Origin of the sequence: Pleomorphomonas diazotrophica (genome assembly GCF_002844595.1) — a bacterium.
Classification (GTDB): domain Bacteria; phylum Pseudomonadota; class Alphaproteobacteria; order Rhizobiales; family Pleomorphomonadaceae; genus Pleomorphomonas; species Pleomorphomonas diazotrophica.
Window position 1 is genome coordinate 496,386 of record NZ_PJNW01000002.1, and the last position, 24,400, is coordinate 520,785.

20 protein-coding genes and 1 tRNA gene are annotated in these 24,400 nt (G+C 64.2%); 17 read left to right on the forward strand and 4 right to left on the reverse strand.

Features of this window, described 5'->3' with window-relative positions:
* Positions 1-10: 10 nt before the first annotated feature.
* Both CXZ10_RS03260 and CXZ10_RS03265 read right to left on the reverse strand, forming a co-directional pair.
* Positions 11-1,624, reverse strand: coding sequence for a peptide chain release factor 3 (locus CXZ10_RS03260; RefSeq protein ID WP_101287501.1), 1,614 nt, complete (start codon positions 1,622-1,624; stop codon positions 11-13).
* 69 nt (positions 1,625-1,693) lie between these two features.
* Positions 1,694-2,092, reverse strand: a complete 399-nt coding sequence (locus CXZ10_RS03265; protein ID WP_143741467.1) for a hypothetical protein — start codon at positions 2,090-2,092, stop codon at positions 1,694-1,696.
* A gap of 390 nt (positions 2,093-2,482) precedes the next feature.
* Here CXZ10_RS03265 and CXZ10_RS03270 point away from each other — a divergent pair.
* Positions 2,483-2,556 (forward strand) — tRNA-Gln (locus CXZ10_RS03270).
* Positions 2,557-2,612: 56 nt separating this feature from the next.
* On the opposite strand, the gene CXZ10_RS03275 is transcribed toward CXZ10_RS03270, so the two are convergent.
* Both CXZ10_RS03275 and CXZ10_RS03280 read right to left on the reverse strand, forming a co-directional pair.
* Positions 2,613-5,102: an ATP-binding protein gene (locus CXZ10_RS03275; RefSeq protein ID WP_101287503.1), complete on the reverse strand. Its 2,490-nt coding sequence runs from the start codon at positions 5,100-5,102 to the stop codon at positions 2,613-2,615.
* Complete coding sequence (locus CXZ10_RS03280) at positions 5,099-5,845, reverse strand: response regulator (RefSeq protein WP_101287504.1); 747 nt, start codon at positions 5,843-5,845, stop codon at positions 5,099-5,101. Before CXZ10_RS03280 ends, CXZ10_RS03275 begins: the two co-directional genes overlap by 4 nt.
* Before the next feature lie 212 nt (positions 5,846-6,057).
* Between CXZ10_RS03280 and CXZ10_RS03285 the strand changes: the two genes are divergently transcribed.
* The 16 genes from CXZ10_RS03285 to moaA all read left to right on the forward strand — a co-directional run bounded on the left by CXZ10_RS03285 (position 6,058) and on the right by moaA (position 24,369).
* Positions 6,058-7,089 (forward strand): ABC transporter substrate-binding protein, encoded by a 1,032-nt coding sequence (locus CXZ10_RS03285; protein WP_101287505.1) that lies wholly within the window; start codon positions 6,058-6,060, stop codon positions 7,087-7,089.
* Positions 7,090-7,144: 55 nt separating this feature from the next.
* Entirely contained in the window at positions 7,145-9,313 is a 2,169-nt protein-coding gene (locus CXZ10_RS03290; protein WP_425298909.1) for an ABC transporter permease, read from the forward strand.
* Positions 9,314-9,328: 15 nt separating this feature from the next.
* On the forward strand, positions 9,329-10,387 hold the full coding sequence (locus tag CXZ10_RS03295) for an ABC transporter ATP-binding protein (protein ID WP_101287507.1): 1,059 nt from the start codon (positions 9,329-9,331) through the stop codon (positions 10,385-10,387).
* Positions 10,388-10,598: 211 nt separating this feature from the next.
* On the forward strand, positions 10,599-11,816 hold the full coding sequence (locus tag CXZ10_RS03300; protein ID WP_101287508.1) for a GGDEF domain-containing protein: 1,218 nt from the start codon (positions 10,599-10,601) through the stop codon (positions 11,814-11,816).
* A 125-nt stretch (positions 11,817-11,941) separates the two neighbouring features.
* A complete protein-coding gene (locus CXZ10_RS03305) occupies positions 11,942-12,325 on the forward strand; it encodes a winged helix-turn-helix domain-containing protein (RefSeq protein ID WP_101287509.1) in 384 nt (127 codons plus the stop codon).
* Between the two features lie 329 nt (positions 12,326-12,654).
* Complete coding sequence (locus CXZ10_RS03310; protein ID WP_101287510.1) at positions 12,655-14,388, forward strand: aldehyde ferredoxin oxidoreductase C-terminal domain-containing protein; 1,734 nt, start codon at positions 12,655-12,657, stop codon at positions 14,386-14,388.
* A gap of 100 nt (positions 14,389-14,488) precedes the next feature.
* On the forward strand, positions 14,489-14,713 hold the full coding sequence (locus CXZ10_RS03315; protein ID WP_101288340.1) for a MoaD/ThiS family protein: 225 nt from the start codon (positions 14,489-14,491) through the stop codon (positions 14,711-14,713).
* A 141-nt stretch (positions 14,714-14,854) separates the two neighbouring features.
* A complete protein-coding gene (locus CXZ10_RS03320; RefSeq protein WP_101287511.1) occupies positions 14,855-15,622 on the forward strand; it encodes a HesA/MoeB/ThiF family protein in 768 nt (255 codons plus the stop codon).
* A gap of 9 nt (positions 15,623-15,631) precedes the next feature.
* Positions 15,632-15,985, forward strand: coding sequence for a ubiquitin family protein (locus tag CXZ10_RS03325; RefSeq protein WP_180335836.1), 354 nt, complete (start codon positions 15,632-15,634; stop codon positions 15,983-15,985).
* A complete protein-coding gene (locus CXZ10_RS03330; RefSeq protein ID WP_101287512.1) occupies positions 15,982-17,487 on the forward strand; it encodes a heterodisulfide reductase-related iron-sulfur binding cluster in 1,506 nt (501 codons plus the stop codon). The genes CXZ10_RS03325 and CXZ10_RS03330 overlap by 4 nt, the downstream gene beginning before the upstream one ends.
* 17 nt (positions 17,488-17,504) lie before the next feature.
* Positions 17,505-18,758 (forward strand): molybdopterin molybdotransferase MoeA, encoded by a 1,254-nt coding sequence (locus CXZ10_RS03335; RefSeq protein ID WP_101287513.1) that lies wholly within the window; start codon positions 17,505-17,507, stop codon positions 18,756-18,758.
* 68 nt (positions 18,759-18,826) lie between these two features.
* Positions 18,827-20,563, forward strand: a complete 1,737-nt coding sequence (locus CXZ10_RS03340; protein WP_101287514.1) for a helix-turn-helix domain-containing protein — start codon at positions 18,827-18,829, stop codon at positions 20,561-20,563.
* A gap of 432 nt (positions 20,564-20,995) precedes the next feature.
* A complete protein-coding gene (locus CXZ10_RS03345; protein ID WP_101287515.1) occupies positions 20,996-21,706 on the forward strand; it encodes an ABC transporter permease in 711 nt (236 codons plus the stop codon).
* A complete protein-coding gene (locus CXZ10_RS03350; protein WP_101287516.1) occupies positions 21,706-22,434 on the forward strand; it encodes an ATP-binding cassette domain-containing protein in 729 nt (242 codons plus the stop codon). The genes CXZ10_RS03345 and CXZ10_RS03350 overlap by 1 nt, the downstream gene beginning before the upstream one ends.
* Positions 22,435-22,504: 70 nt before the next feature.
* The gene (locus CXZ10_RS03355) at positions 22,505-23,305 is read left to right on the forward strand and encodes an ABC transporter substrate-binding protein (RefSeq protein ID WP_244617112.1); all 801 of its coding nucleotides are present in this window, start codon (positions 22,505-22,507) and stop codon (positions 23,303-23,305) included.
* Between the two features lie 62 nt (positions 23,306-23,367).
* Positions 23,368-24,369, forward strand: a complete 1,002-nt coding sequence (moaA, locus tag CXZ10_RS03360; protein WP_101287518.1) for a GTP 3',8-cyclase MoaA — start codon at positions 23,368-23,370, stop codon at positions 24,367-24,369.
* The last annotated feature ends 31 nt before the right edge of the window (positions 24,370-24,400 follow it).

The window sequence follows — 24,400 nt, forward strand, 5'->3', positions numbered from 1 at the left end:
CAGCCGTGGCTCACCCTTCGGCCGGTCGCGCCTGCGTTTCCTTGACGTCGGTGAAGCGGATCTTGGGCCACTTCTCCTTGATGTAGTTGAAGGCATAGCCGGAGGTGGCGAGCAGCACGGGGTCGCCGTCGACGTCCTCGGCCATGGCCGAGCGGTTGCCGTTCTGGAAGTCGATGACGTCCTGCCGTTCGCCATCCAGCCAGCGGGCCATGTTGTACTGGCTGACCTCGAAGCCGACCTCCAGGCCATATTCCTGGTCGAGCCGCCCCTGAAGCACGTCGAGCTGCAGCGCGCCGACGAAGCCGACCAGTGCCGGCGAGCCGTCGATCGGCCGGAAGACCTGCACGACGCCCTCCTCGGCGAGCTCCTGCAGGGCCTGTTTCAGCTTCTTGGCCTTCATGGCATCCTCGAGGCGGACGCGGCGCAGGATTTCCGGGGCGAAGCTGGGCACGCCGACGAAGGCGAGGTTCTCGCCCTCGGTCAGCGTGTCGCCGATGCGGAGCGTGCCATGGTTGGGAATGCCGACGACGTCGCCGGCCCAGGCCTCGTCAGCGATCTGCCGCTCCTGGGCGAAGAAGAACTGCGGCGCCGTGAGGCCGATGGTCTTCTGCGTCCGGACGTGCTTGACCTTCATGCCGCGATTGAGCTTGCCCGAGCAGAGGCGGACGAAGGCGATGCGGTCGCGGTGGTTGGGGTCCATGTTCGCCTGGATCTTGAAGACGAAGGCGCTCATCTTCGGCTCCTCCGCCTTGACCACGCGGGTGCTCGCCGCCTGATCGCGCGGCGGAGGGGCATAGGCGGCAAGGCCGTCCAGGATGTCCTTGATGCCGAAGTTCCTGAGCGCGGAACCCCAGAAGACTGGCGTCAGATGCCCTTCACGGAAGGATTGGAGGTCGAAGGGGTTGGTGCCTTCGGCAGCGAGATCGATTCCTTCCCTGAGCTCGGTGAGATAACGCTGTTCCAGAAGTGCATCGAGCTTGTCGTCGCCGATCTCGTCGCGGTGATCGTCGCCCTTCTCGTTCATCAGGCGGGTCTGCCGGCGCTTCAGGTCATAGGTGCCGATGAAGTCCTTGCCCGAGCCGACCGGCCAGGTGATGGGCGCCGTGTCCAAGGCCAGCGTCTTCTCGATCTCATCCAGCGTCTCGAACGGATCGCGGGCCTCTCGGTCGAGCTTGTTGACGAAGGTGACGATCGGGATGTCGCGCATGCGGCAGACCTCGAACAGCTTGCGCGTCCGATCCTCGATGCCCTTGGCGGCGTCGATCACCATGATGGCGCTGTCGACGGCGGTCAGCGTGCGATAGGTGTCCTCGGAGAAGTCTTCGTGGCCCGGCGTGTCCAAGAGATTGAAGACGTTGCCGCCGTACTCGAAGGTCATGACCGAGGTGACGACCGAGATGCCGCGATCACGCTCGATCTTCATCCAGTCGGATCGGGTGCGGCGGTTCTCGCCACGGGCGCGCACCTGACCGGCCAACTGGATGGCGCCGCCGAACAGCAGCAGCTTCTCCGTCAGCGTCGTCTTGCCGGCGTCCGGGTGCGAGATGATGGCGAAGGTGCGCCGCCGCTCGATCTCGCGGTGAAGCCGCGCTTCGGCGGAGGAGGGGGATTCAAGGCTGCTCATCTCATGGTTCTCGCGGCGGTCCCGGAAAGGCCGCCAAACCATACCGCGCCGGGCCGTTTGTCAACCGCTTCAGGCGATTTCTTCGCCGTCTTCCGCTCTGGGCGGCGTGCCGAGGGCGGTTTTCAGAAAGGCGTGGATGTCCGCCGTGTCGAGCAGGGCCTCGACCTCCTGACGGGCACGGTCGCCGACCTTGTCGAGCAACAGGCCGCGTGCCGTGTCGACGCGCCAGACGAGATCGCGCAGCGCCATGGTGGCGGTGCGGCTGGCGGCGGTCCAGTCGGTCGCCTCGCCGACCAGGGCGCGCGCCACGCTGACGATGGCCGAATCGCGGGTGAGTCGGCAGCCCTCGCTTCCCGACGCGTCGACGCCAGCCAGCACGAGCTGCATCAGGCGCAGCAGAGCACCGCTGTCGTCTGGCGTTCCCGGCTCTTCTGGCGGGAGATCATGGGCAAAACTCGTCCACGGCATCGGTGTGCGGCGTAGTCCGTCATCGGGCGACTGGGTCGGCGTCGCTATCGTTGTTCTGGGCAGGCGTGCCTTGTGGCGGCCGGCATCTTGGCGCGATCGCGTAACGGCCATATTGGCACGGAACACCGGGAGCGTCAGGTCGCGCCGCGACTTTTGGATGCGGTTCTCTTAATATACCCTAAAAATCCCTGTCATTTATCCCATGCGTAATAAAGGCTAGGTTTTGCAGAGGATCCTCTCAACCGCCTTGATTGCGCCCATTCCGGACGTCGCGAAGCGGTCCGTGGAACGTTTGCCGGCGCCTTGACAGGGTGTTTTCGATCGGGTACCAGAACGCCGCAGCCGACGAAGCGCCGCTTCGCCGCCGCCTCCGAACCGTCGGGGTCCCGCTGGGGGATAATTTAACGGTAGAATGACGGACTCTGACTCCGTTCGTCTTGGTTCGAATCCAGGTCCCCCAGCCAATCTTCCTCCTTGATCGTCGATGTTTGTGGTGCCCTCTGTCGAGGGGTGCCGTCTGTCACCCATCGGATGGAACGGTATGGTCACCCAGCAGATTTGCGAGATCGAGCGGCTTTTCGAGTAGCTTGAGCCGCGGCCCGTAGCGCGTTCCGAACGGCGATGCATCGGGCAAGTGCCCCGAGACCACGAAGACCTTGACCCTCTGGTGATGGTCGAGCGCCCGCTCCGCCACCTGCCAGCCGGCCGTCTCGTTGCCGAGATGCAGGTCGGTGATCACGGCGTCAAATCCGTCCTGGTTCGCCAGACAGTCCAACGCACCTTGCGCAGTGGTGCAAAGCTCGACCGTTGCGCCGGCCTCGATCAGCAGATCCGAGGATCGCTTGGCATCGACCGGATCGTCCTCCACCAACAGGATACGCTGCCAGGGAAGCGAGGGAGGAGACAGGTCGGCGGCTTGCCCGACGAGGGGAAGGGTGAGTCGCACGATCGTACCTCTGCCTTCCTCCGATTCGATCTGCACGTCGCCGTTGGACTGGCGAATGAACCCGTAGACCATCGCGAGCCCCAGCCCTGTGCCCTTGCCATCGCGCCTCGCGCTGAAGAAGGGCTCCATGGCATGGGCTAGGACTCGTGGCGACATTCCGATTCCGGTGTCCTCCACAGTGATGACGGCGTGCTCGCCATCGGGCGAGGCGAGGGTGATGGTGATCCGACCGCTATCCGAAATGGCCTGGGCGGCGTTGAGACAGATGTTGATGATGGCACTTTCCAACTGTCCGGCGTCCACCCGGACGAAAAGGTCCTGGTCGGCAGGTTGCACGCCGAGCGTTATATTGTCTCGCAGCGTCAAATAGATGAGGTCCGTCAGCCCCTCCATTAGGTCATTGAGTTCCACAAGCTCGGGTTCGAGATGCTGACGACGAGCAAAGGCGAGCAGCCGTTGGGTGAGCGAGGTGCCGAGCTCGACGGCGCTGGCAATGGTATGGCGCAGTTCGCGACTCCGCTCCGGCGAGGCGGCTTCCAGCATGTGCATGCTGCTGGAAATGGTGGAGAGGATGTTGCCGAAGTCGTGGGCGACTTCACCGGAGATCTTGGCGAGACCTTCGATGCGCTGAATCTGCTGCATGCGATCCTGAAGCTGTCGTCGTTCGGTGGCGTCGGAGAACAGAGCGACAGCGCCGCCGGCGGGCAGCGACCGGTCGCGGCGCTCTATGGTGCGGCCGGCCGGGTCGGTCAGCTCGGCATAACCGGCTGTCGTCGAGCTGGAGCGCCAGCCGTTGGCTTCAAGCAACTGATCGAGGTTGGCCGGCCTTGCGAGGTTGGAGAGAGGCAAGCCGAGCACTTCGGCCAAGCGATCGTTGGCGGCCGTTATGCCGCCGCCGGGGGCCAGCACCGCAACGCCGTCCGACATGCCGCTCACCATGGTCCCGAGCAGGGCGGTCTGACGAACCCTTTGGCGATGCGCCCGATCGAGGCGTATCGCGTTGGCGCGAAACACGCGAAAGGCCCGCAGGAGCTTGCCGATCTCGTCGCCCTTGCCGGAGCCGCGGGGCAGCGAACTCGAACGATCGCCGGCGGCGAGACGCATCATGCCGTCGGCAATGGCCGACAGATGGGCCGTGACATAGCTGGCGACGAACTTCGCCGTGAACAGTGCGATGGCCGTGCTGACAGCCATGACTACGAGGATCGTGCTTTTGGCGACCGAGATCAGCGTCGTGGTGCTGGTGAGCTCGCTGGCGATCTCCTTTTTCGCCGTGGCGGTCACAGCGGCAGCGTAGGAACTGACCATCTCGGCACCGATGCGGATGCGAACCAGGGCGTTGGCCGCCGCGATGCGATGGGCAAGTTCGCGCCGGCGCAGCTCGAACAGGCCGTCGTCGCCTTCGGCAAATGCGGCGAGCCGGTCGCGTGCCTCCCGGCCGATCGTGGTGCCGGCCGCCGGCGGTCTCCGGGTAAGGCCATGGAACTCCCGCTGGAACTCACCGAGGCCGATCAGGTTCTCGGCCCGCCCCGCGCCGAGAAGGGCAGAGGCGATGCGCTGCAGCGTCAGCCACTCGCCCCGCTCGTTGATGGACTGGTCGGTTCCCGCCGACAGGAGCGCGAGGTTGCGCTCCTCACGAGCCACTTCCGCGTTGAGGCGCAAGATGCGATCGAGCAGGGCGGAGCGGGACTGGGTCGCTGCGAGGAGATCGAACACCGCGAGACGCATCCTCATGAGATCGGCCGCGATCCCGGGCTGAAGATCTGGACGGTTCTCGATATTGGCGATCAGGCCGAGGATATGTTCGCCCTCCTGGTGAACCCGGAATGGACTGTCGAGGGCCAGAAGAAACGGCATGCGTGTCGCCAGATCGGCGGCGTCGCTCGACAGGCGGAGTGCGTCGTCTACCTCGGCGAGGGTGCCGGTGTTCAGGCTTATGAGGCGGCTTTGTCCGCTTTCGAGCGTTATCCAGGCAACAGCACCGGCAAAACAGGTCAACAGGGCGAGGATTGCCAGGGCGGCTTGCAGACGGGTGCGAACCGACAGGTTGGGCGATGCTTTCACGGCTCGCTCCGTGACGTGGTGACGAAGATGTAGCCCTGGCCTCGGCGGGTCTGCAAATAGACCGGCTTGGACGGAACGGCCTCGATCTTGCGGCGGAGGCGCAGTATCAGGACGTCGATGGTCCGGTCGACATAGGTCGAGAGGTCACTGCCGAGTTCCTTGAGGAGCTCGACGCGCGGAATGATGCGGTCGCGGTTCCGGACCAGGTATTCCAGCAGTCGGTACTCGCCGTTGGTGAGTGGTATTTCACCACCGTCGGAGGCGAGAAGCTCGCGCCGCGTCAGGTCGAGTGTCATGGAGCCAAAGCTCTGCAACTGATGACCGGATCGGTCCGGCGCCGGCGTTTTCCACCCCGCGCGGCGCAGCACGGCTCTGAGACGGGCGAGCAGTTCGCGCGGGTTGAAGGGCTTCATCAGGTAGTCGTCGGCGCCGGTCTCCAACCCTTCGATGCGATCCGTTTCGGTTCCCCAGCCGGTCAGCATGACGATGGGAACTCCCAGCCGGTCGCGGATGTCCATGGCCAGATCGAGCCCGGACTCGCCAGCCAGGTTGAGGTCGATCAGCGCGAGATCGAGCTTTGGGGGCGGATCGAGTTGGCGGTAGGCATCCGCGTTGGGGAGCGCAAGCGGCGTAAAGCCATTCTCGCTGAGCAGCGCCGTCATCGCGCTGCGCAGGTCGTCGTCGTCGTCAATGATGGCGATGATCGCTCCACCGGAAGCCTGGCGTTCATTGTCCTGAGTCATGCCCCATCAATCGCCGATGCGGGGCGTCTCGGAAATTCGCCGTCAGTCGCGTTGACCGGCTTTGAGGAGCGATTTCGCCGGCTTTGAAACATTGTTCATACAAAACCAGGCGATCGCGGCTGTTTTCCGACCTTTTGGATCTGGTTTCAGTGTCGGGTGGCATGTCACGTTTCAGCGACCCCGGACGAGGACCGGGCGAACGGGAGGACAACATGATCCGTCTTTGCACTGTCAGCGCCATCGCGCTGGCGGCCGGTATTTCTGTATCCGCAGCCGGCGCCGCCACACTCAACGTCGTCTGTTCCAACGAGCAGGCCTGGTGCGATCTGATGGCTCAGAACTTCAAGATCGACACCGGCATCGATGTCGCCATGGTGCGCAAGAGCACTGGCGAAGTGCTGGCGCAGATCCGCGCGGAAGCCGGTAATCCGAAGATCGACGTGTGGTGGGGCGGTACCGGCGATCCGCACATGATCGCCGCTGCCGAAGACCTGACCGAGGCTTCCGGCGTCGATACCTCGCAGTTGCTGGGCTGGGCGCGCAACATGACTGACATGACCGACGGCAAGGCCATCGGCGTCCACGTCGGCCTGCTCGGCATGATCTACAATACCGAGGTGGTGGCGGCGAAGAAGCTCGATGCGCCGGCTTGCTGGCGCGATCTTGCCAAGCCCCAGTACAAGGGCGAGATCCAGGTGGCCAACCCGAAATCGTCGGGCACCGCCTATACCGAACTTGCCACGCTGGTGCAGCTGTTCGGCGAGGACGAGGGCTTCAAGCTCTTGGCCGAGATCGGCGCCAACGTGAACCAGTACACGAAATCCGGCTCTGCGCCCGGCAAGGCGGTGGCGCGCGGGGAGACCACCATCGGCATCGGCTTCATGCATGACATGGTCAACCTGAAGAAGCAGGGCTTCCCGGTTCAGATCGTCGCGCCTTGCGAGGGCACGGGCTATGAGACCGGCGCGGTCAGCATGGTCAAGGGGACGCCGCACAAGGAAGAGGCCAAGAAGTGGATTGAATACGTCATCTCGGCCGACGCCCAGTCGGCGGGCCTTGAGGTCGGCGTCTACAACATCCCCTCAAATCCCGGCGCCAAGACCGATCCCGATGCGCCCGACATGGCTTCGGTCAAGCTGATCGACTACGACTACAAGACCTATGGTTCGTCCGACACGCGCACCCGGCTGCTCGAACGCTGGGACGCCGAGGTGAAGAACGCCGGCGGTCAGATCCAGGAATAACCCGTCGTACTTCGGCCCGTTTCCAATGCGAGCCGGGCCGAAAATCCCCTTCAGGATGAATGGCATGAAACGCACGGCGGGGCTCTGGCTCCTGATCGGCCTGATTGGCTATGCCCTGTTGCCCTGGTACCTCGTGGGCGACCCCGGCTTCTGGCGGTTCGGCTGGCTGGCCGATCCGGTTCATCTCGGGCCGTCGGCCCTTGTCTCGATGCTCGAGGGACGATGGTGGCTGGCGGCGCCGCTCGTCGGATTTGCAGCCACCGCTGCAACGTTGGGGCTTGGCAAGGGGCAGCTCACGGCAGCCCGCGGTCTGGTCGCATCCGGCGCGCTCGGCCTCGCCCTGATGGTGGCACAGGGTCTTCTGATCCTCGGTCACGGGCCTCGTCTGGGCGTGCCCGAGGGTGCAAGCCAACCAGGCATGGGAGCGGGCGCGCTGGTGGTGGCCGCCGCGCTGCTCTTTGTGCTGACCACCGGTGTTTCCGGGCTCGGCAAGGGGCGGGGCGATGCCTTCATCACCGGGCTGGTTGGCGCTATCGTGGCGCTGGTCGGGCTGTTCGTCTTCTATCCCATGGCCTTCGTGCTGGGGCGGGCCTTCGAGCTTCGCAATGGCGCCGGCTTCGGCGTCAGCGAATTCTTTCCACGACTGTTCTCGCCGGAAATCTGGAGCGGCGCCTGCTTCGTCGGGGCCGGCTGGTGCGGCCCGGCCGTGAACTCGGTCATCCTGGCCCTGGCGACTGCGGCGGGAACGACGCTGCTGGGGCTTGCCTTTGCGCTGATCGCCACCCGGACCGAGTTCCGCGCCAAGAAGCTGCTGCGCGTCCTCTCCATCCTGCCGATCATCACGCCGCCTTTCGTAATCGGTCTCGCGCTGATCCTGCTGTTCGGCCGGGCCGGTACGATCACCGTCGGTCTCCATGAGATCTTCGGGATCGAACAAAGCCGCTGGCTCTACGGGTTCTGGGGCGTCTGGCTGTCGCAGATGCTGTCCTTCACGCCCATCGCCTTCCTGGTGCTGATCGGCGTCGTCGAGGGCGTCAGCCCATCCATGGAGGAGGCGAGCCAGACGCTCGACGCCGACCGCTGGCAGACCTTCCGTTACGTGACGTGGCCGCTGATGCGTCCGGGGCTGGCCAACGCCTTCCTGCTGGCCTTCATCGAGAGCCTCGCCGACTTCGGCAATCCACTGGTGCTGGGCGGCAACTTCGATGTGCTGTCGACGGAGATCTACTTCTCGATCGTCGGCACCGTCGCCGATCCGGCGCAAGCCGCCATCCTGTCGGTGACGCTTCTGGTGCTGATGCTGACGGTGTTCCTCATCCAGCGGCAGTGGGTCGGCAAGAAGAACTATGCCACGGTTACCGGCAAGGCGGATTCCGGGCGCAACGCCGCCCTGAGCCCCGCGCTGCGCTGGACCTGCTATGGCGTTGCCATTCCCTGGGCGGTCTTCACGGCGCTGATCTATGCCCTGATCCTCTTCGGTAGCTTCGTGAAGCTTTGGGGCTACGATCACAGCTTCACCCTCGAGCACTATGTGCGGGCCTTCAAGATCGTGTTCCGCAACGGCATCCATTTCGTCGGATCCGCTTGGGACAGCTACTTCACCACGCTGTGGATCGCCGGCATCTCGGCGCCGCTCACCGCCGCTGTGGGGCTCGCCACCGCCTATCTGCTGGTGCGGCAGAAGTTCGCCTTCAAGAATGCCTTCGAGTTCTCGACCATGCTGTCCTTTGCCATTCCCGGCACGGTGATCGGCGTGGCCTATGTGATGGCGTTCAACTTCCCGCCCGTCGAGCTGACGGGAACGGCGATCATCCTGGTCATCGTCTTCGTCTTCCGCAACATGCCGGTCGGCGTGCGGGGCGGCATCGCCGCCATGAGCCAGCTCGACAAGTCGCTCGACGAGGCGTCGATCATGCTGGGGGCGAACAGCTTCACCACCTTGAGGCGGGTCATCATGCCGCTCCTGGGGCCGGCAATCCTTGCGGCGCTGACCTACAGCTTCGTGCGGGCCATCACCTCGGTTTCCGCCGTCATCTTCCTCGTCTCGGCCCAGTACAACATGGCGACGGCCTTCATCGTCGGCCGTGTCGAGAACGGCGAATATGGCATCTCCATCGCCTACGCATCGGTGCTCATCGTCACCATGCTGGCCTGTATCCTCTTGATGCAACTGCTGATCGGCCGTCGCCGCCTGCGCCGCGCCGATCGCGTTGAAGCCCATTGACCGGAGCGCATTCCGATGTCCGAAAAAGGTTCCGTCCAATTCCAAGGCGTCACGAAGCGCTTCGGCGAAGTGGTGGCCCTGAAGCCGCTCGATCTCGATGTCCAGCCGGGCACGCTGGTGACGCTGCTCGGCCCATCCGGCTGCGGCAAGACGACGACATTGCGGCTGATCGCCGGTCTGGAGAGCGCCACCGAGGGGCGCATCCTCATCGGTGGCACCGACGTGACCAACCTGTCGGCCACCTATCGGCGGGTATCCATGGTGTTCCAGTCCTATGCGCTCTTTCCGCATATGACGGTGCTCGAGAATGTGGCCTATGGCCTGACGGTCAAGCGCGTGCCGAAGGCGGAGGCCCATGCCAGGGCAGAGGAGGGGCTGGCCATGGTGGGCCTCGCCGGTTTCGGCCGGCGTCTGCCGTCCGAGCTCTCCGGCGGCCAGCAACAGCGTGTCGCCGTGGCGCGTGCCGTCGTTCTCGAACCTGAGGTTCTGCTGCTCGACGAGCCGCTCAGCAACCTCGACGCCAAGCTCCGGCGCCGGGTGCGCGAGGAGATCCGTCAAATCCAGCAGCGGCTGGGGCTGACGGCCGTCTACGTGACGCATGATCAGGAAGAGGCGATGGCCGTCTCCGATCGCATCATCGTCATGAAGAATGCCGAGATCGCTCAGGAGGGGGCACCGGAAGACCTCTACGAACGACCCGCCTCCGCCTTCATCGCCGACTTCATCGGCGACGCCAATCTGATCGACGTGGATGTGACCCCCGGCGGAGCGACCACCGCCGTCGACCTGCTCGGCCGGCGGATCGAGCTGCCGCTCGCAACGACAGTTCGGGGTGCCGGCAAGCTGGTGCTGAGGCCGCATCAGATGGTCATCCGCGCCGAGCCGACACCCTATTCTCTGCCGGCCGAGGTCACTTACGCCGCATATCTCGGAAGTCAGATTCAGTATTCGCTGGAAACCCAGGCGGGGCCGCTGTTCGCTTCCGTGGCGCCCAAGGCCAAGCCATTCGCTGTCGGTGAGCAGGTCCACGTGGGTTTTGATCCGGCGGATCTCCGGATCGTTCCTGGGGCGTAGCAGGCCCTGAGGAAGTCGACGCCCTCGCTTGCTCGACGCGCGGATGAGCCCATTGATCGGTCTGGCCGACGTTCGGCGGCCGACCGATTCATGCGGCTTTTAGATTCATCTGCTAAATGCCCATCATTGCGAACTCTGCGATCGATTTTGGAAGACGAATGTCTTCCTATCCTGATCCGGTGCGTTCTCCTGCGGAGAACGGGAGGGCGAGTTGGGCGAGTTTCTCCATATTCCGACGCTCTTCTTCATCCTGGCTGCGGCGAGCTGCTGCATCTGCGTCAGTCTGATGTTGACCTGGGCGACGTCGCGCGGCGAGACGTGCGCCCTGTCGTGGGGGGCGGCCTTTGCCCTGGCCGTGCTCACCATGATCCTGGTCGCGCTACGCGGTCAGGTCCCGCACGTCCTGTCTGTTACCATCGCCAATGCTGTCCTGCTCGCATCCTTCGGCGCTCTCTGGTTGGGATACCGACAGTTCATCGGCCGTGCAGGCCGCGCCGCTCCCTGGATGGCCGGAGCGGGCGCTCTGGTCTGGCTGGCGCTCTCTGCGGTCAGCTCCTTGTTCGATGATGTCAACATTCGAGCGTCCGTCCTGTCGGGCATCGAACTGGTGTATCTCCTGTCCATCGTCGCCGGCCTTGTTCGCCACCATACGGAGGAGCCTCTGCCATCGGTTGGCTTGACCGCCGTACTGGTCGGGACCCATGCTGCGGTGCAGGTCTACTGGATAGCCTCAGCGATCGTTGCGCCGATCGAGCCCGCCACGGTCGTCCTGCCCAACAGCCTCGCCATGGGGCTGAGGTTCACCGAGTCGTCGATCTTCGTGGTCTTTCTCGGCCTGTTGCAGCTGGTGATGATCGGGCAGCGGTCAGAACGTCGCTATCGCATTGTTTCGGAAACAGACTCCCTGACTGGGCTTGCCAACCGGGGCCACTTTTTCCGCCACGTTGGTGCCGCCATGAGCCAAGGTGGCCAACCTGGCGCCCTGATCCTGTTCGACATCGATCACTTCAAGACGATCAATGACACGCATGGTCACCCGACCGGCGACCGGGCTCTGGTGGCGTTCGCATTCGGCCTTGCGGCGGCAGTACCGGCCGGCGGCGTGGCGGCGCGCATCGGCGGCGAGGAGTTCGCCCTGTTCCTGCCGGAAGCGACCACGGACGAGGCTGCCGAGGTAGCCGACGACATCCGCCGCATGACGGCCAATCTTCGTATCGCCGCGGCCAGCGGCACGGTACGCTTGACCGTCAGTTGCGGCGTCGCTGGTATGGGCGAAACCGGATCGGACGTTCAGAACTTGCATGCGGCCGCTGATCGCGCCCTGTATCTCGCCAAGGGCAATGGCCGCGACCAGGTCGCCGTTCACTGCCCCTCCGTCGCCGAGGGGGAGATGCGTCTAGATTGTGTCATTACCGCCGCCGCACACTGAGCTTCGGGTTGCGGAGCCGGGCCTGAACTGTCAATGACTTGCCGCGCCGGGGCGCCAGGGGGCGGTGCTGGTTGTTCGTCCGCGGCCTTACTTGACCATCATCGCATAGTGCGAGGGAGGGGCTGATGATCGAACTTCGGATTCAGTTGCGGGTGGATGCCGACACGCGCATCGGCCCGGGCAAGATTTCGCTTCTGGAGGCGATCGCCCGCGCTGGCTCGATATCGGCCGCCGCCCGCGAGCTGGAAATGACATACCGTCGCGCCTGGGAACTCATCGACCACATGAACAAGGCTTTTGGCCAGCCGCTGGTCGTTGGGCATACCGGAAGCGCGGGCGGGGCGTCGCTGACCGCTCTGGGAAGCGACGTAGTCCGCCGCTTCCGCCTTGTCGAGGAACTCGCGCGGGAGAGTGCCGCGTCCCACATTGCCGCCCTCGATGCGGCGATCCTGACACCCGGTTCGGTTGCCGCCTCGGATGCGGACTCGCAGGACGACGACCTAGACTAAAGACGGTCCGCGGGTCTTTGGCTGTCTGGGCAATTGTGTTCTCAATCGTATAATTTCAACTGTTTGATGCGCGTGAGCCTTTTGCGGCCGGTTTCCGCTAAAAATACTTCAGTATTGGATTTTTCTTTCTTTCCATGAGAATGCGAATTCAATTATGTCGCCGCAAACATAATAGTATAGGTTCGTATTTCATCTGATTTGCTTGGATTTGTGACTTTCGGCAAGGATGGTTCAGGCGAGCGTGGCGATCACGCAGCCAACCATTGTCTGGCAAGGCCGAAATCACGAGGCATTTGGGGACCTCCGGATCGGCAGTTGGAGGAAGAGCCATGCCTAAAGTCATTCGCGTCAACATGACCGATCTCTCGGTCCGTATCGAGGAAGCTCCGGCCGCCTGGGCCGGCCTCGGCGGACGCGCCCTGACGTCGACCGTCGTCGCCGCCGAAGTGCCGCCGACCTGCCATCCGCTCGGCCCCAACAACAAGCTGGTGTTCGCTCCCGGCCTGCTGTCTGGCACCGCTGCCGGCAACGCCGGCCGCATGTCCGCAGGCGCCAAGAGCCCGCTGACCGGCACCATCAAGGAAAGCAACGCCGGCGGCACCTGCGGCCGCATGCTCGGCCGCCTCGACATCAAGGCGATCATCATCGAGGGCCAGCCGGCTTCGACCGACGCCTGGTACAACATCCGCATCAGCAACGAGGGCGTGGTGGTCGAGCCCGAAACCGAGACGGTCGGGCTGAACAACTTCGCCGTTCTGGAATCGGTTGCCCGCCGCTACGGCGAGGACAAGGGCGTCATCACCATCGGCTCGGCCGGTGAGAACCTGATGCTGATCTCCAACATCTCGACCCGCGACCCCGAAGGCAAGCTGCGCAGCTTCGGCCGCGGAGGTCTCGGCGCGGTGATGGGCTCCAAGCGCGTCAAGTTCATCACCATCGACCAGGACGGCACCCGCCCGGTTCCGCTGGTCGACTCGGCCGCCTTCAAGGCCGCCAACATGGTGTTCACCAAGGCGCTCAAGGATCACCCGGTGTCCGGCCAAGGCTTGCCGACCTATGGCACCGCCGTGCTGGTCAACATCCTGCACGAGATCGGCGGTCTGCCGACCCGCAACTTCACGTCGGGTCAGTGCGAGCACCATGACATGATCTCGGGCGAGCACATGTATGACACCATCGTCGCCCGTGGCGGCGAGCCGACGCACGGCTGTTCGCTCGGCTGCGTGATCCAGTGCTCGCAGGTCTACAACGACAAGGACGGCAAGTATCTCACCTCCGGCTTTGAATACGAGACCATCTGGGCCTTCGGCGCCGACTGCCTGATCGACAACCTCGACCTGATCGCCGAGTGCGACAACGTCATGGACGACCTTGGCGTCGACAGCATCGAAACGCCGGTGATGTTCGGCGTCGCCATGGAGGCTGGCATCCTCAAGTTTGGCGACGGCAAGGAAGTGTTGCGCCTGCTGCGCGAGGAGATCGGCAAGGCCACGCCGCTCGGTCGCGTCCTCGGCGGCGGCACCGCCCTGGTCGGCAAGACCTATGGCGTTGCCCGCGTGCCGGTGGTCAAGGGGCAGGGCATTCCCGCCTATGATCCGCGTTCGGTCAAGGGCATCGGCGTCACCTACGCCACGACCACCCAGGGCGCCGACCACACGGCGGGTTACGCCGTCGCCACCAACGTGCTCAACGTCGGCGGCAAGGTCGATCCGCTGTCCAACGTGGGCCAGGTCGAACTGTCGCGCAATCTCCAGATCGCCACGGCGGCCATCGACTCCACCGGCCTCTGCCTGTTCATCGCCTTCCCGGCGCTGGACATCGCCGAGTGTCTGCCGGCCACCGTCGACATGCTGAATGCCCGCTTCGGCACAAAGCTGACGATGGACGACGTGGTGGGCCTCGGCAAGACGGTGCTCAAGCTTGAGCACGAGTTCAACCTCGCGGCCGGCATCGGCCCGGAACAGGACCGCCTGCCCGAGTTCTTCGAGCTCGAAGCGATCGCTCCCCACAACGTCAAGTGGGACATGGACCAGAAGGAACTCGCCACCTTCTGGAACTTCTAAAGCAGTTTCAGCAAAAGTGGGGACCGGTTTTGCGTCCGAAACTGCGCTGAATCTAGTGGATGGAGCGCATTCGCAGAATGCGTTCTGAGATGAGATGGTCATGCGGATCACGGTCAAGCTCTTCGCGACCTTTCGCGAGAACCGCTTCAAGGAGGCCCGGCGGGAGTATCCGCCGGGAACTACCGTCGCCGACGTGGCGGCGGAGCTTGAAATCGAGGCGGGCCTGATCGGCATGATTTTCATTCACGGGCGCGCGGCCGAACTCGATCGCGTGCTCGAAGAAGGCGACGTTCTGGCGCTCTTTCCCCTCCTCGGAGGGGGCTAGGCTCGTTTCCTCCTAGGTGCGTTTAGTCGTGGAGTACGCGCCCCCAACGCGTGCTTTTCGTGGAGCAACCGGAACGAACGTGGAGGAGGCCCGACATGGGCCTCCTCAGCCGTTTCAGCCAGGCAAGTCGGAGGGGGCACCTTGCTATCCAAACTGGAGCTCGAGCGTTACAGCCGGCATATCCTGCTCAGGGACGTCGGTGGCCCAGGCCAGCACAAGCTCAAGGCCGCTCGGGTATTATGCGTCGGCGCAGGTGGTCTCGGATCGCCGGTGATCGAGTATCTGGCGGCGGCCGGCGTCGGCACACTCGGCCTCGTCGACGACGACAGGGTCAGCCTCTCCAACCTGCAGCGGCAGGTGGTGCACTCGACGGAGAATGTCGGCAAGCTGAAGGTCGAGAGCGCCCGCGAGCGGATTGCCGCCATCAATCCCAATGTTGCCGTCGAACTGCATCCGCTTCGACTCGATGCGGATAATGTCGGTGAGCTTGTGGGGGCTTACGACTACGTCGTGGATGGCACCGACAACTTTCCGACCCGCTTTCTGGTGGCCGACACCGCCTATGCCCGGCGCAAACCGCTGGTCACGGCCGGCGTGCTGGAATTCTACGGGTCCGTGACGACTCTGTTGCCATATGCGATGGACACCAACGGCCAGCCTAACCCGAGCTGGCGCTGCCTGATGCCGCGAGAGCCGGAAACAGCCGCGCTCACCTGTTCGGAAGTCGGCATTCTCGGGGGCGTTGTTGGCGTGCTCGGCACGCTTGCCGCCTGCGAGGTACTGAAGCTGATCACCGGCGTCGGCACGCCGCTGATCGGGCGTCTCCTGATGGTCGACATCCGCGACATGGGCTTCGACCTCGTCGATTACTACCGAAATCCGGCGTCTCCCGTGTTCGGACAAGGCTGAGGTGCTCGCATGGGCGGAGAGATAGAACTCATTGCCTTCATGGGGTTGCGGAAGCTGTTCGGTGACCGCGGCTGGTCGATCCCGCATTTTCTCAAGATCGAGACCGACATGACGGGCGAGGAGCTGCTGCGCTTCCTGTCGATCGAGAGCGCCAAGGTGGAATCGTTCATCGTCAATCGCTCGGCCATCGCCGTCGAGGAGGCGATCATCCATCCGGGCGATCGCGTTGCCCTGGTCCCGCCGGGCGTGCCGGGGCCGCACCGTCTGTTGCTCGGCATCCATGGTCAGACGAAGCCGGCGCAGCCCTTCGGCATGGTCTTTTCGGACACGGACAACGACACCAAGAAAGACGAGGACCAATGACCCTCGACAAGCCGGAACTGCTGGCGCGCGCCGCCATGACGATCTGCATCAACTGCGAACAGTGCCGCGAGTTGATGGAAGACGCGCCCTGCCAGTATTTCCCGCGCCTGTTCCACCTTGCCGACCGCGCCAAGTCGGGCGGCAAGCCGGTATCGGGGCAGGATCTTGCCGAACTCATCGACCTTTGCAACGCCTGCGGCCAGTGTCCCTGCCGTCCCGTTCAGAGCGACATCCGCCGGGCCAAGGACGCTTTCGTGGAACGGGACGGCCTGCCGCTTGCCACCCGATTCATCGAGAACGTCCAGTTGGTCGGCCGGCTCTGCGGCACCTTTCCGGCGCTGGTCGACATCGTGATGAGAAACCCGCTGCTCGGGCGGATGGCCCGGCGGCTCGTCGGCGTCCATCCGGACCGCAAGATGCCGTCGTTTCCGCGAGATCGCCTGGCGAAATGGGTCAGGCGGCGCGGCCTCGACCGCCCGAAGCCGGCGGAGGGGCGCAAGGTTGCCTATTTCGTCGGGTGCACGGCGCGCTACATGTTTCCGGATGTGGCCAAGGCGACCATCGAGGTGCTGGAAAGAAACGGCGTCACCGTCTACGTGCCGGAGCAGAAATGCTGCGGCATGCCCACCTACCTCGAAGGCGACAAGCCGTTCACGCTTGATCTTGTCGCCGCCAACCTGCCGGTTCTTCAGCAGTGCGTCGAGGACGGCTACGACATCGTGACGGCCTGCCCAACCTGCTCCTTCATGTTCAAGTCGGTCCTGGCGCGCGATGCTCAGTTCTCACCTGTTTATCGCGATCGCATCCGGGACTTGGCGGTTGAATGCGGCGGCGATACCGGGGCTATCGCCAATGCGCTCACGGCCGAGGTCGCCGCTCCATCCGGCCGCACCAGCAGCGTCGCATCCGAGTTTCTGGCGCCCTGGGTGATCAACTACAATCTCGGCTTGCATGCCGAGGCCGATGGCGGGGACGTGGGCTATTTTGCCGGTTGGGATGCCAACCAGCGGATCAAGGTGGCCGCGCATGTCTTCGAGCTCGGCGAGTATCTCAGAGCCCTCGACCACGAGGGAGCCTTGCGCCTGCCGCCCATGGAGCCGTCGGAAAAGCTCTCCTATTTCCCGCCCTGCCATCTCCGGGAACAGAACATGGGTCGGCCGTGGCTGAGCCTGCTCGAAGAGGCGCCGCAGTCCGACATTTCGCCGGTGGGGCAGCCGATGGACTGTTGCGGCCTCGGTGGCATCATGGGGTTCAAGAGGGACTTCCATGCCGCGTCGCTGGCCATGGGGCGCGGTTTGATCGAGAGGATCGCGACGGCGGCGCCGGATCGGATCGTCACGGAGTGCCTGGCCTGCCGGCTGCAGTTCACGCAAATGCAGGACAGGCCGGTGTCCCATCCCGTCGAGTTGCTGGCCCGGGCCTATCGTCGTGAAAGCGACGGACGCGTTGCGGACAAGGCGCTTTCTCAGGCTATGGTAGGCGGCGGACAACACACGGATTGAAGCGGAGAGTCGAGGTCATGGTGCAGTTGAGTTCGGACGCCTTCGCTTTCGGCGGTGAGCTGATGCCGGTTGAAGACGCCCTGGCGCTGGTCGCTGCCCGGATTCCGCCGCTCAGCGAAACCGAGAAGGTGAGCCTGATCGATGCCGACGGTCGGTTCCTCGCCTCGGATGTGATCGCTCCGATCGACCTGCCGGTGTTCGACAACTCGGCCGTCGACGGCTACGCGGTGGCACACGCGGATCTCGCGGCTAGTGGGCCTACCGTACTGCCGGTCGGTGCCAGGATCGCGGCGGGGCAGGCGGCATCCACCCCCATTGCCGGGAGAACGGCGGCGCGCATCTTCACGGGCGCGCCCATGCCGCCCGGAACGGACACCGTGTTCATGCAGGAAGACGTGACGGTCCGTGAGGATGGTGGCGTCGAGCTGCCGCCGGGGCTCGGCAAGGGTGCCAACTGCCGCCCGAAGGGAGAAGATATCGCCCGCGGAAGCGTGGCCGCGCCAGCCGGCCGGCGGCTGGAGCCGCGCGACATCGCGCTGCTGGCTGCGCTCGGCATTACCGCCGTCGAGGTTCGCCGGCGGCCGCGCGTGGCGGTGTTCTCCACCGGCAACGAGCTGCGCGATCCGGGACAGACACTCGGAGCCGCGGCGATCTACGACTCCAACCGCTTTTCGCTCCAGGTCATGCTGAAGCGGGCCGGATGCGAGGTGTCCGACCTCGGCATTCTTCCCGATGATCGCAACACCACGGCCGCGCGTCTCGGCGAAGCCGCTCACGCGCATGACCTCATCGTGACCTCCGGCGGCGTTTCGACCGGCGAAGAGGATCACGTAAGGGCCGCCATCACCGCCAGCGGTTCGATGGTCTTCTGGCGTCTTGCCATCAAGCCGGGACGGCCCTTGGCTATGGGCATCATCAATGGTGTGCCGCTGGTGGGGCTTCCGGGCAACCCGGTGGCGGTCTTCGTCACCTTTGCCCATGTATTGCGGCCGCTGGTGATCGCGCTGTCGGGCGGAACACCGGCTCCGATCGCCGCCATGACCGTTATCTCGGGGTTCGACTACAGGAAGAAGGCCGGCCGCCGGGAGTATGTTCGCGTGTCGCTCGAAAGCTCGGAGGGGCCGGCCATTGCCAAGAAGTACCCCGTCGACGGTGCCGGAGTTCTGACCTCGCTGACCCGGACCGATGGGATGGTCGAGCTTCCCGAAGCCTGTACGAACGTTCGGGTCGGCGATCCGATTTCCTTTTTCGCCTATAGCCAGCTCACCTGAGGGCCGCATCCGATGAGCATCGCAGCGGGTTCGGCATCCCCTTCGGTTCTGTGCAGGAGTTGGCTCGGATGAACCTGCCAATGGGAAACCATGCGCCGAACTGCGGCCCGGCTTGCGGCACCGACCCCAACTGCGAGCAATGCGCCTCTTCGGCAAGGCAGTCCGGTCCGAGCAACCCCGTTGGCCGCTTGCCGCATCACGGCCAGATTCTGGCGGCGCGGTCGCGCTTCCTGTCCACCGGTTCCGTTCCGGAGGGCGTGCCGACGCCTCTTGTCCGGTCATGGCAGAGGAGCAGCCAGTTCGGCTTCGCGCCGCCGGCGTCGGCTCGGCAGCGCGACAGGCTGGAGGAATCGGGGCTGAGGAGCCTCAGGGAATGCCACGCCGATCTCATCGCGGCGTCGCGAGAGGAAATGGCGTCGCTGGGGCACGAGTTGAACGATCGTGGCGGCGTGGTGGTCCTGACCGATCCCTCGGGCATCGTGCTGAGCCGCATGGGCGAGGGCGCCTTTTCCGACGATGCCGACCGGTTGGGCCTCAATGAAGGCGTCGACTGGTCCGAGCAGGCGATTGGAACCAATGCCATTGGCACTGTGGCCCTGGAAAGGGTTGCCCTCTCGGTAATCGGCGCCGAGCATCTCTTTTGTCTGAACACCTCCCTGAGCTGCTCGGCGGTGCCGATCCTCGATCCGTCGGGTGTGCTGGCCGGCGTTCTCGACGTCTCGACCTCGTTCACCGTGACCCACGATTATCTGCTGCCGCTGCTCAAACGCTCGGTGATCGAAATCGAGCGTCGCCTGTTCGATCAGCGCTTTTCCGGGCACGCGCAACTCCGCTTCCATTCCAACCAGTACATGTTCGGCGGCCCCCGCGATGGCCTGCTGGCCTTCGACGAGGATCGCCTGATCGGCGCCAATCGCGCCGCATTGGAGCTTCTCGGCCACGATTGGTCGGCGATCGGGACGGCTCGATTCCAGCATCTCTTCTCAGCCGGCTACGACGTCATCGAGCGAACAGCATCGTCGGGCGAGTGTCGGCTCCGTTCGGCGGAAGGGGCGGAGTTCTTTGCGCGCCTGCAACTGCCGCAGAGCTCTCGTTCCCGCCCCGCTCCATCCGGGCAGCACGACCCGAAAGCCCCGGCCTACACGGAGACCGGCCGCGAGGACATGCGCGCCCACCTGGCGCTGGAGCAGATCAAAGGGCGGGGAACGCTCAGGTTTCGTCCGATGACGGCAGGCCAGCTCATCTATGGAGCCGATCTGCTGGACGAGTGTGGCGAGGCCATTCTGATCGTCGCCTCCGGTCGCTATCGCTGCTTCGCCTCGCACGACGGGCGGGAGTTGACGCTGTTCACGCTCGGCTGTGGCGACGCGCTGCCGCTTCGGGCCGACCTCGCCGTCGAAGTCTGTGCCGATGGCGACGCGGCCATCGTTCCGCGGGCGGTCTTCCAAAGGCTCGTTCGCGATTATCCGGAGTTCGGCCGCTGCGTCCTGTCGGTCATCGAGGGGCTTCTGGGCCGGTCATTGTCGATGGTTGGCGACATGGCCTTCCGAAGCGTCCGCTACCGGGTGATCCGGCATATCTCCGCCCTCGCCGAACGCAGCGGTCGTGAAACGCCGGCCGGGATCACGATCGATCCGGCCCCCACCGGCGATGAGTTGGCAACCGCCATCGGGGCGGCGCGACAGTCCGTTTCCACCGTTCTTGCCGAACTCATCCGGTCCGGCGACATCCGCCGGACCAACCCGCGCGCCCTCGACATCCCCGATCTCGACAGGCTTCGGGCGGAGCTGCAGCGCGCGCTGTGATCCTAAAGACATCGTTCTGATGAAAACGGCCGGACGCGGGTCCCGGCCGGGGCACGCCTGCGATCCACGTCGCGGCTGAAGGAGACGTAGGTTGCCCGTCGCAATACTGGACTTGGGAAGAAAACTTACGTGTTGGGATTTGTCGCCTAGGCGACAGCCTTTCTGCCGAGGCCAAGGTAAGTGCAGTGAGTAATGGTCAGGTCAGGAGGAGAAACCTGCCAGCGAGGATAGGGAGTGGGAGGGAAGTTGCGCGCCTATTGACTAAAAACGTCTCAGACCATCGGTGACGCTTAGACTATAGGCGTATTCTGGCATGTTTTGTCCGAATGTCTTGCTTCCTAAACCAGAAAAATACCGTGATGAACGCCTAATCGGACTGCCATTGACCACATAAGACTAAATTATACCCAGTAAAACTACGTGGGACGAGGCATGCAGCAGGACGCGATATCCACCGCTTCGATCTTGTCGTTGCTCCTTGGCGACGGCGGGCACTTTCTGGGGATCATTTTCCTGTCGCTTCAGGTCACGATCACGGCCGTCACCTGTGCCGGGCTTGTCGGTCTGCCGCTTGGGGCGGCACTGGCCTTGTCCCGTTTCCCCGGTCGCACGGTGATCATCGTTCTGGTCAACACGATGATGGGGTTTCCGCCCGTCGTCGCCGGCCTTGCCATCTTCCTGCTTCTGTCGCGCTCCGGACCGCTCGGGGACATGGGGCTGCTGTTCACGCCGAAGGCGATGATGATCGCCCAGTTCGTCCTGGTGCTGCCGATCATCGTCGCACTGACCCGGCAGACGATCGAGGATCTCTGGACCGAATATCAGGATCACCTCACGTCGCTCGGCGCCGGGCGGCTGCGGTCCATTCCCACATTGCTGTGGGACGCGCGCTTCTCGCTGGTGACGACGCTGCTCGCCGGTCTTGGCCGCGCCAGCGCCGAAGTCGGCGCCATCCTGATCGTCGGCGGCAACATCGCCGGCTTCACCCGCACCATGACCACATCGATCGCCCTTGAAACCTCCAAGGGGGATCTGCCGCTCGCTATGGCGCTCGGCGTCGTCCTCATGAGCCTGACGCTGGCCATCAACAGTCTCGCCTATGGCATTTCGCGCGTCGGCGCGCGGTTTTCAGGGAAAAGCTGATGCGCGATACCACGTCTCTGCTGCCGCTGATCGTGCGCGACCTCCGCCTGGAGCGGGATGGCCGGGTGCTTCTCGACGTTCCCATCGCCCGCATTCAGAACCGCCAGCGCAATGTCATTCTCGGCCCGAATGGTGCGGGCAAGTCGCTGTTTCTCAAGACCTGCCACGGACTGGTTCCGCCGACCTCGGGCAGCATCGAGTTTACCCGTCCGGCGTCCGCCGCCGACAACCGGCGCAAGCAGGCGATGGTGTTCCAGAAGCCGGTGATGCTCCGCCGGTCGGTTCGGGCCAACTTTATGCACGCGCTCGCCATGGCCGGTGTGGGCTGGAGGGAGCGTAGGCGGATCGCGACCGAGACCATGGCGCAATTCGGCCTTTCCTCGCTGGCAGACATGCCGGCGCGCGTACTGTCCGGCGGCGAGCAGCAAAGGCTTGCGATTGCCCGCGCGGCGAGCCTCTGGCCCGACCTGTTGTTTCTCGACGAGCCGACTTCCTCGCTCGATCCGACCGCCAGTCGTCAGATCGAAGACATGCTGGAGATCCTGCATGAGCGGGGCGTCACGCTCGTGCTGACCACGCATGACCTTGGGCTCGCGCGTCGTTTTGCTGACGTGATCCTCTTCTTTCACAACGGCCGGCTCGTCGAAGAGAGCAATGCCGAGCGCTTCTTCACAGCCCCGCAAACCCCTGAAGCCAAGGCTTTCCTAGAACATCGCCTGTTCTGGTGAGGCTGCTCCATCTTTACGAAACGGGAGAATCCCAATGCTGCGTCGTACCTTCGTCACCGCTGCGGCGTCCATGCTGGTCGCCCTTGGCATGTTCCATCCGGCCGAGGCCGAGGAACGGTTCATCACGGTCGCGTCCACGACGTCGACCCAGGACTCGGGGCTTTTCGACGCCTTGCTGCCGGCGTTCACCGCGAAAACCGGCATCACCGTGAAGGTCATCGCGCAGGGAACCGGACAGGCGCTCGACACGGCCCGTCGCGGTGACGCCGATGTTGTCTTCGTGCATGCCAAGGCTCAGGAGCTCAAGTTCCTGGAGGACGGCTTCGGCGTGAAGCGCTACCCGGTGATGTACAACGATTTCGTCGTCGTTGGACCCAAGAGCGATCCGGCCGGCATCGCCGGCGGCAAGGATGTTGCCGCCGCCTTCAAGGCGATTGCCGAGAAGAAAGCCCCCTTCGTCTCTCGTGGGGACAAGTCCGGGACCCATAGCGCGGAACTGAAGCTCTGGACGGCGGCCGGCATCGATCTGCCGGCGGTGCGGGGCGAATGGTACCGGGAGATCGGACAGGGCATGGGGGCGACGCTGAATACCGCGAACGCCATGGTCGCCTACACGCTGTCGGACCGCGGCACCTGGATCGCCTTTGCCAACAAGGGCGACCTCGGGATCGTCGTCGAAGGCGATAAGAAGCTGTTCAACCAATACGGCGTCATGCTGGTCAATCCGACGAAGATCCCGACGGTCAAGGTCGACGACGGTCAGGCCTTCATTGACTGGCTCATCTCGCCGGAAGGGCAGGCGATGATCGCAGGCTATCGCATCGGCGATCAGCAGCTCTTCTTCCCGAACGCCGACGATCCCAAGGCCTGACCGCTACCAGCGCCCGGAGATGCCGTGCGCTTCGATGAGCCTCAGTGAGCCGCGGAGAGCGAATGATGCAGCCCAGACTCGTTGATACCTTTGGTCGAGAAATCACCTATCTCAGGGTCTCGGTGACCGATCGGTGCAACCTGCGCTGCCGCTATTGCATGGCCGGCGACGTTTCCTTCTCGCCGCGTCAGGACGTGCTGACTATCGAGGAACTCGGGTCTCTGACCTCGGCCTTCGTCGCCTGTGGCATCCGGAAAGTCCGGATCACAGGCGGCGAACCCTTGGTGCGCAAGGGTATCATGCACCTTGTCGAGGGGCTGTCGCGCCATCTGCGGACCGGCGCGCTCGACGAACTCTGCATGACCACCAACGGCGTGCTGCTGTCCAAGTATGCGCGCGGCCTAGCCGACTGCGGCGTGCGCCGACTGAATGTTTCGCTCGACACGCTCGATCCCGAACGGTTTGCCGAGATCACCAGCGGCGGCGATCTCGATACGGTGCTGAAGGGGATCGACGCGGCCCGCGACGCTGGCCTGGCAATCAAGCTCAATGCCGTGGCCCAGAAGGGCTACATCGAGCAGGATGCCGAGGCTCTCGTCCGGTTCGCCCAGGACAGGCATCTGGACATCACCTTCATCGAGACCATGCCGCTCGGCGAGGTCCGGAACAATTGCGCCGATCATTATCTGCCGCTTGACGAGTTGCGACGGCTGATCGAGCGTCGCTGGAAGCTGATCGACACCGACGAGTCGAGCGGTGGTCCGGCGCGCTATGTGCGAGTGGCCAACACCGGCGGCCTGATCGGCTTCATCACGGCGTTGAGCCACTGCTTCTGTGGCGATTGCAACCGTATCCGCCTCAGCGCCACCGGGTCTCTTTACACGTGTTTGGGCCACGAAGACGCCACCGATCTGCGCGGGCTCGTGCGTCAGGGCGCCGACTTGGAGACCATCGAGAATGCAATCCACGGCGCTGTTGCCGCCAAGCCCAAGTCACATGGGTTCGGCACGAGCCCGGGGCGGGAGCCGGCGTTGAAGAGGCACATGTCGGTGTTGGGCGGATAGCGCTTCGGCCGCATTGCTTATCACTTCAGCA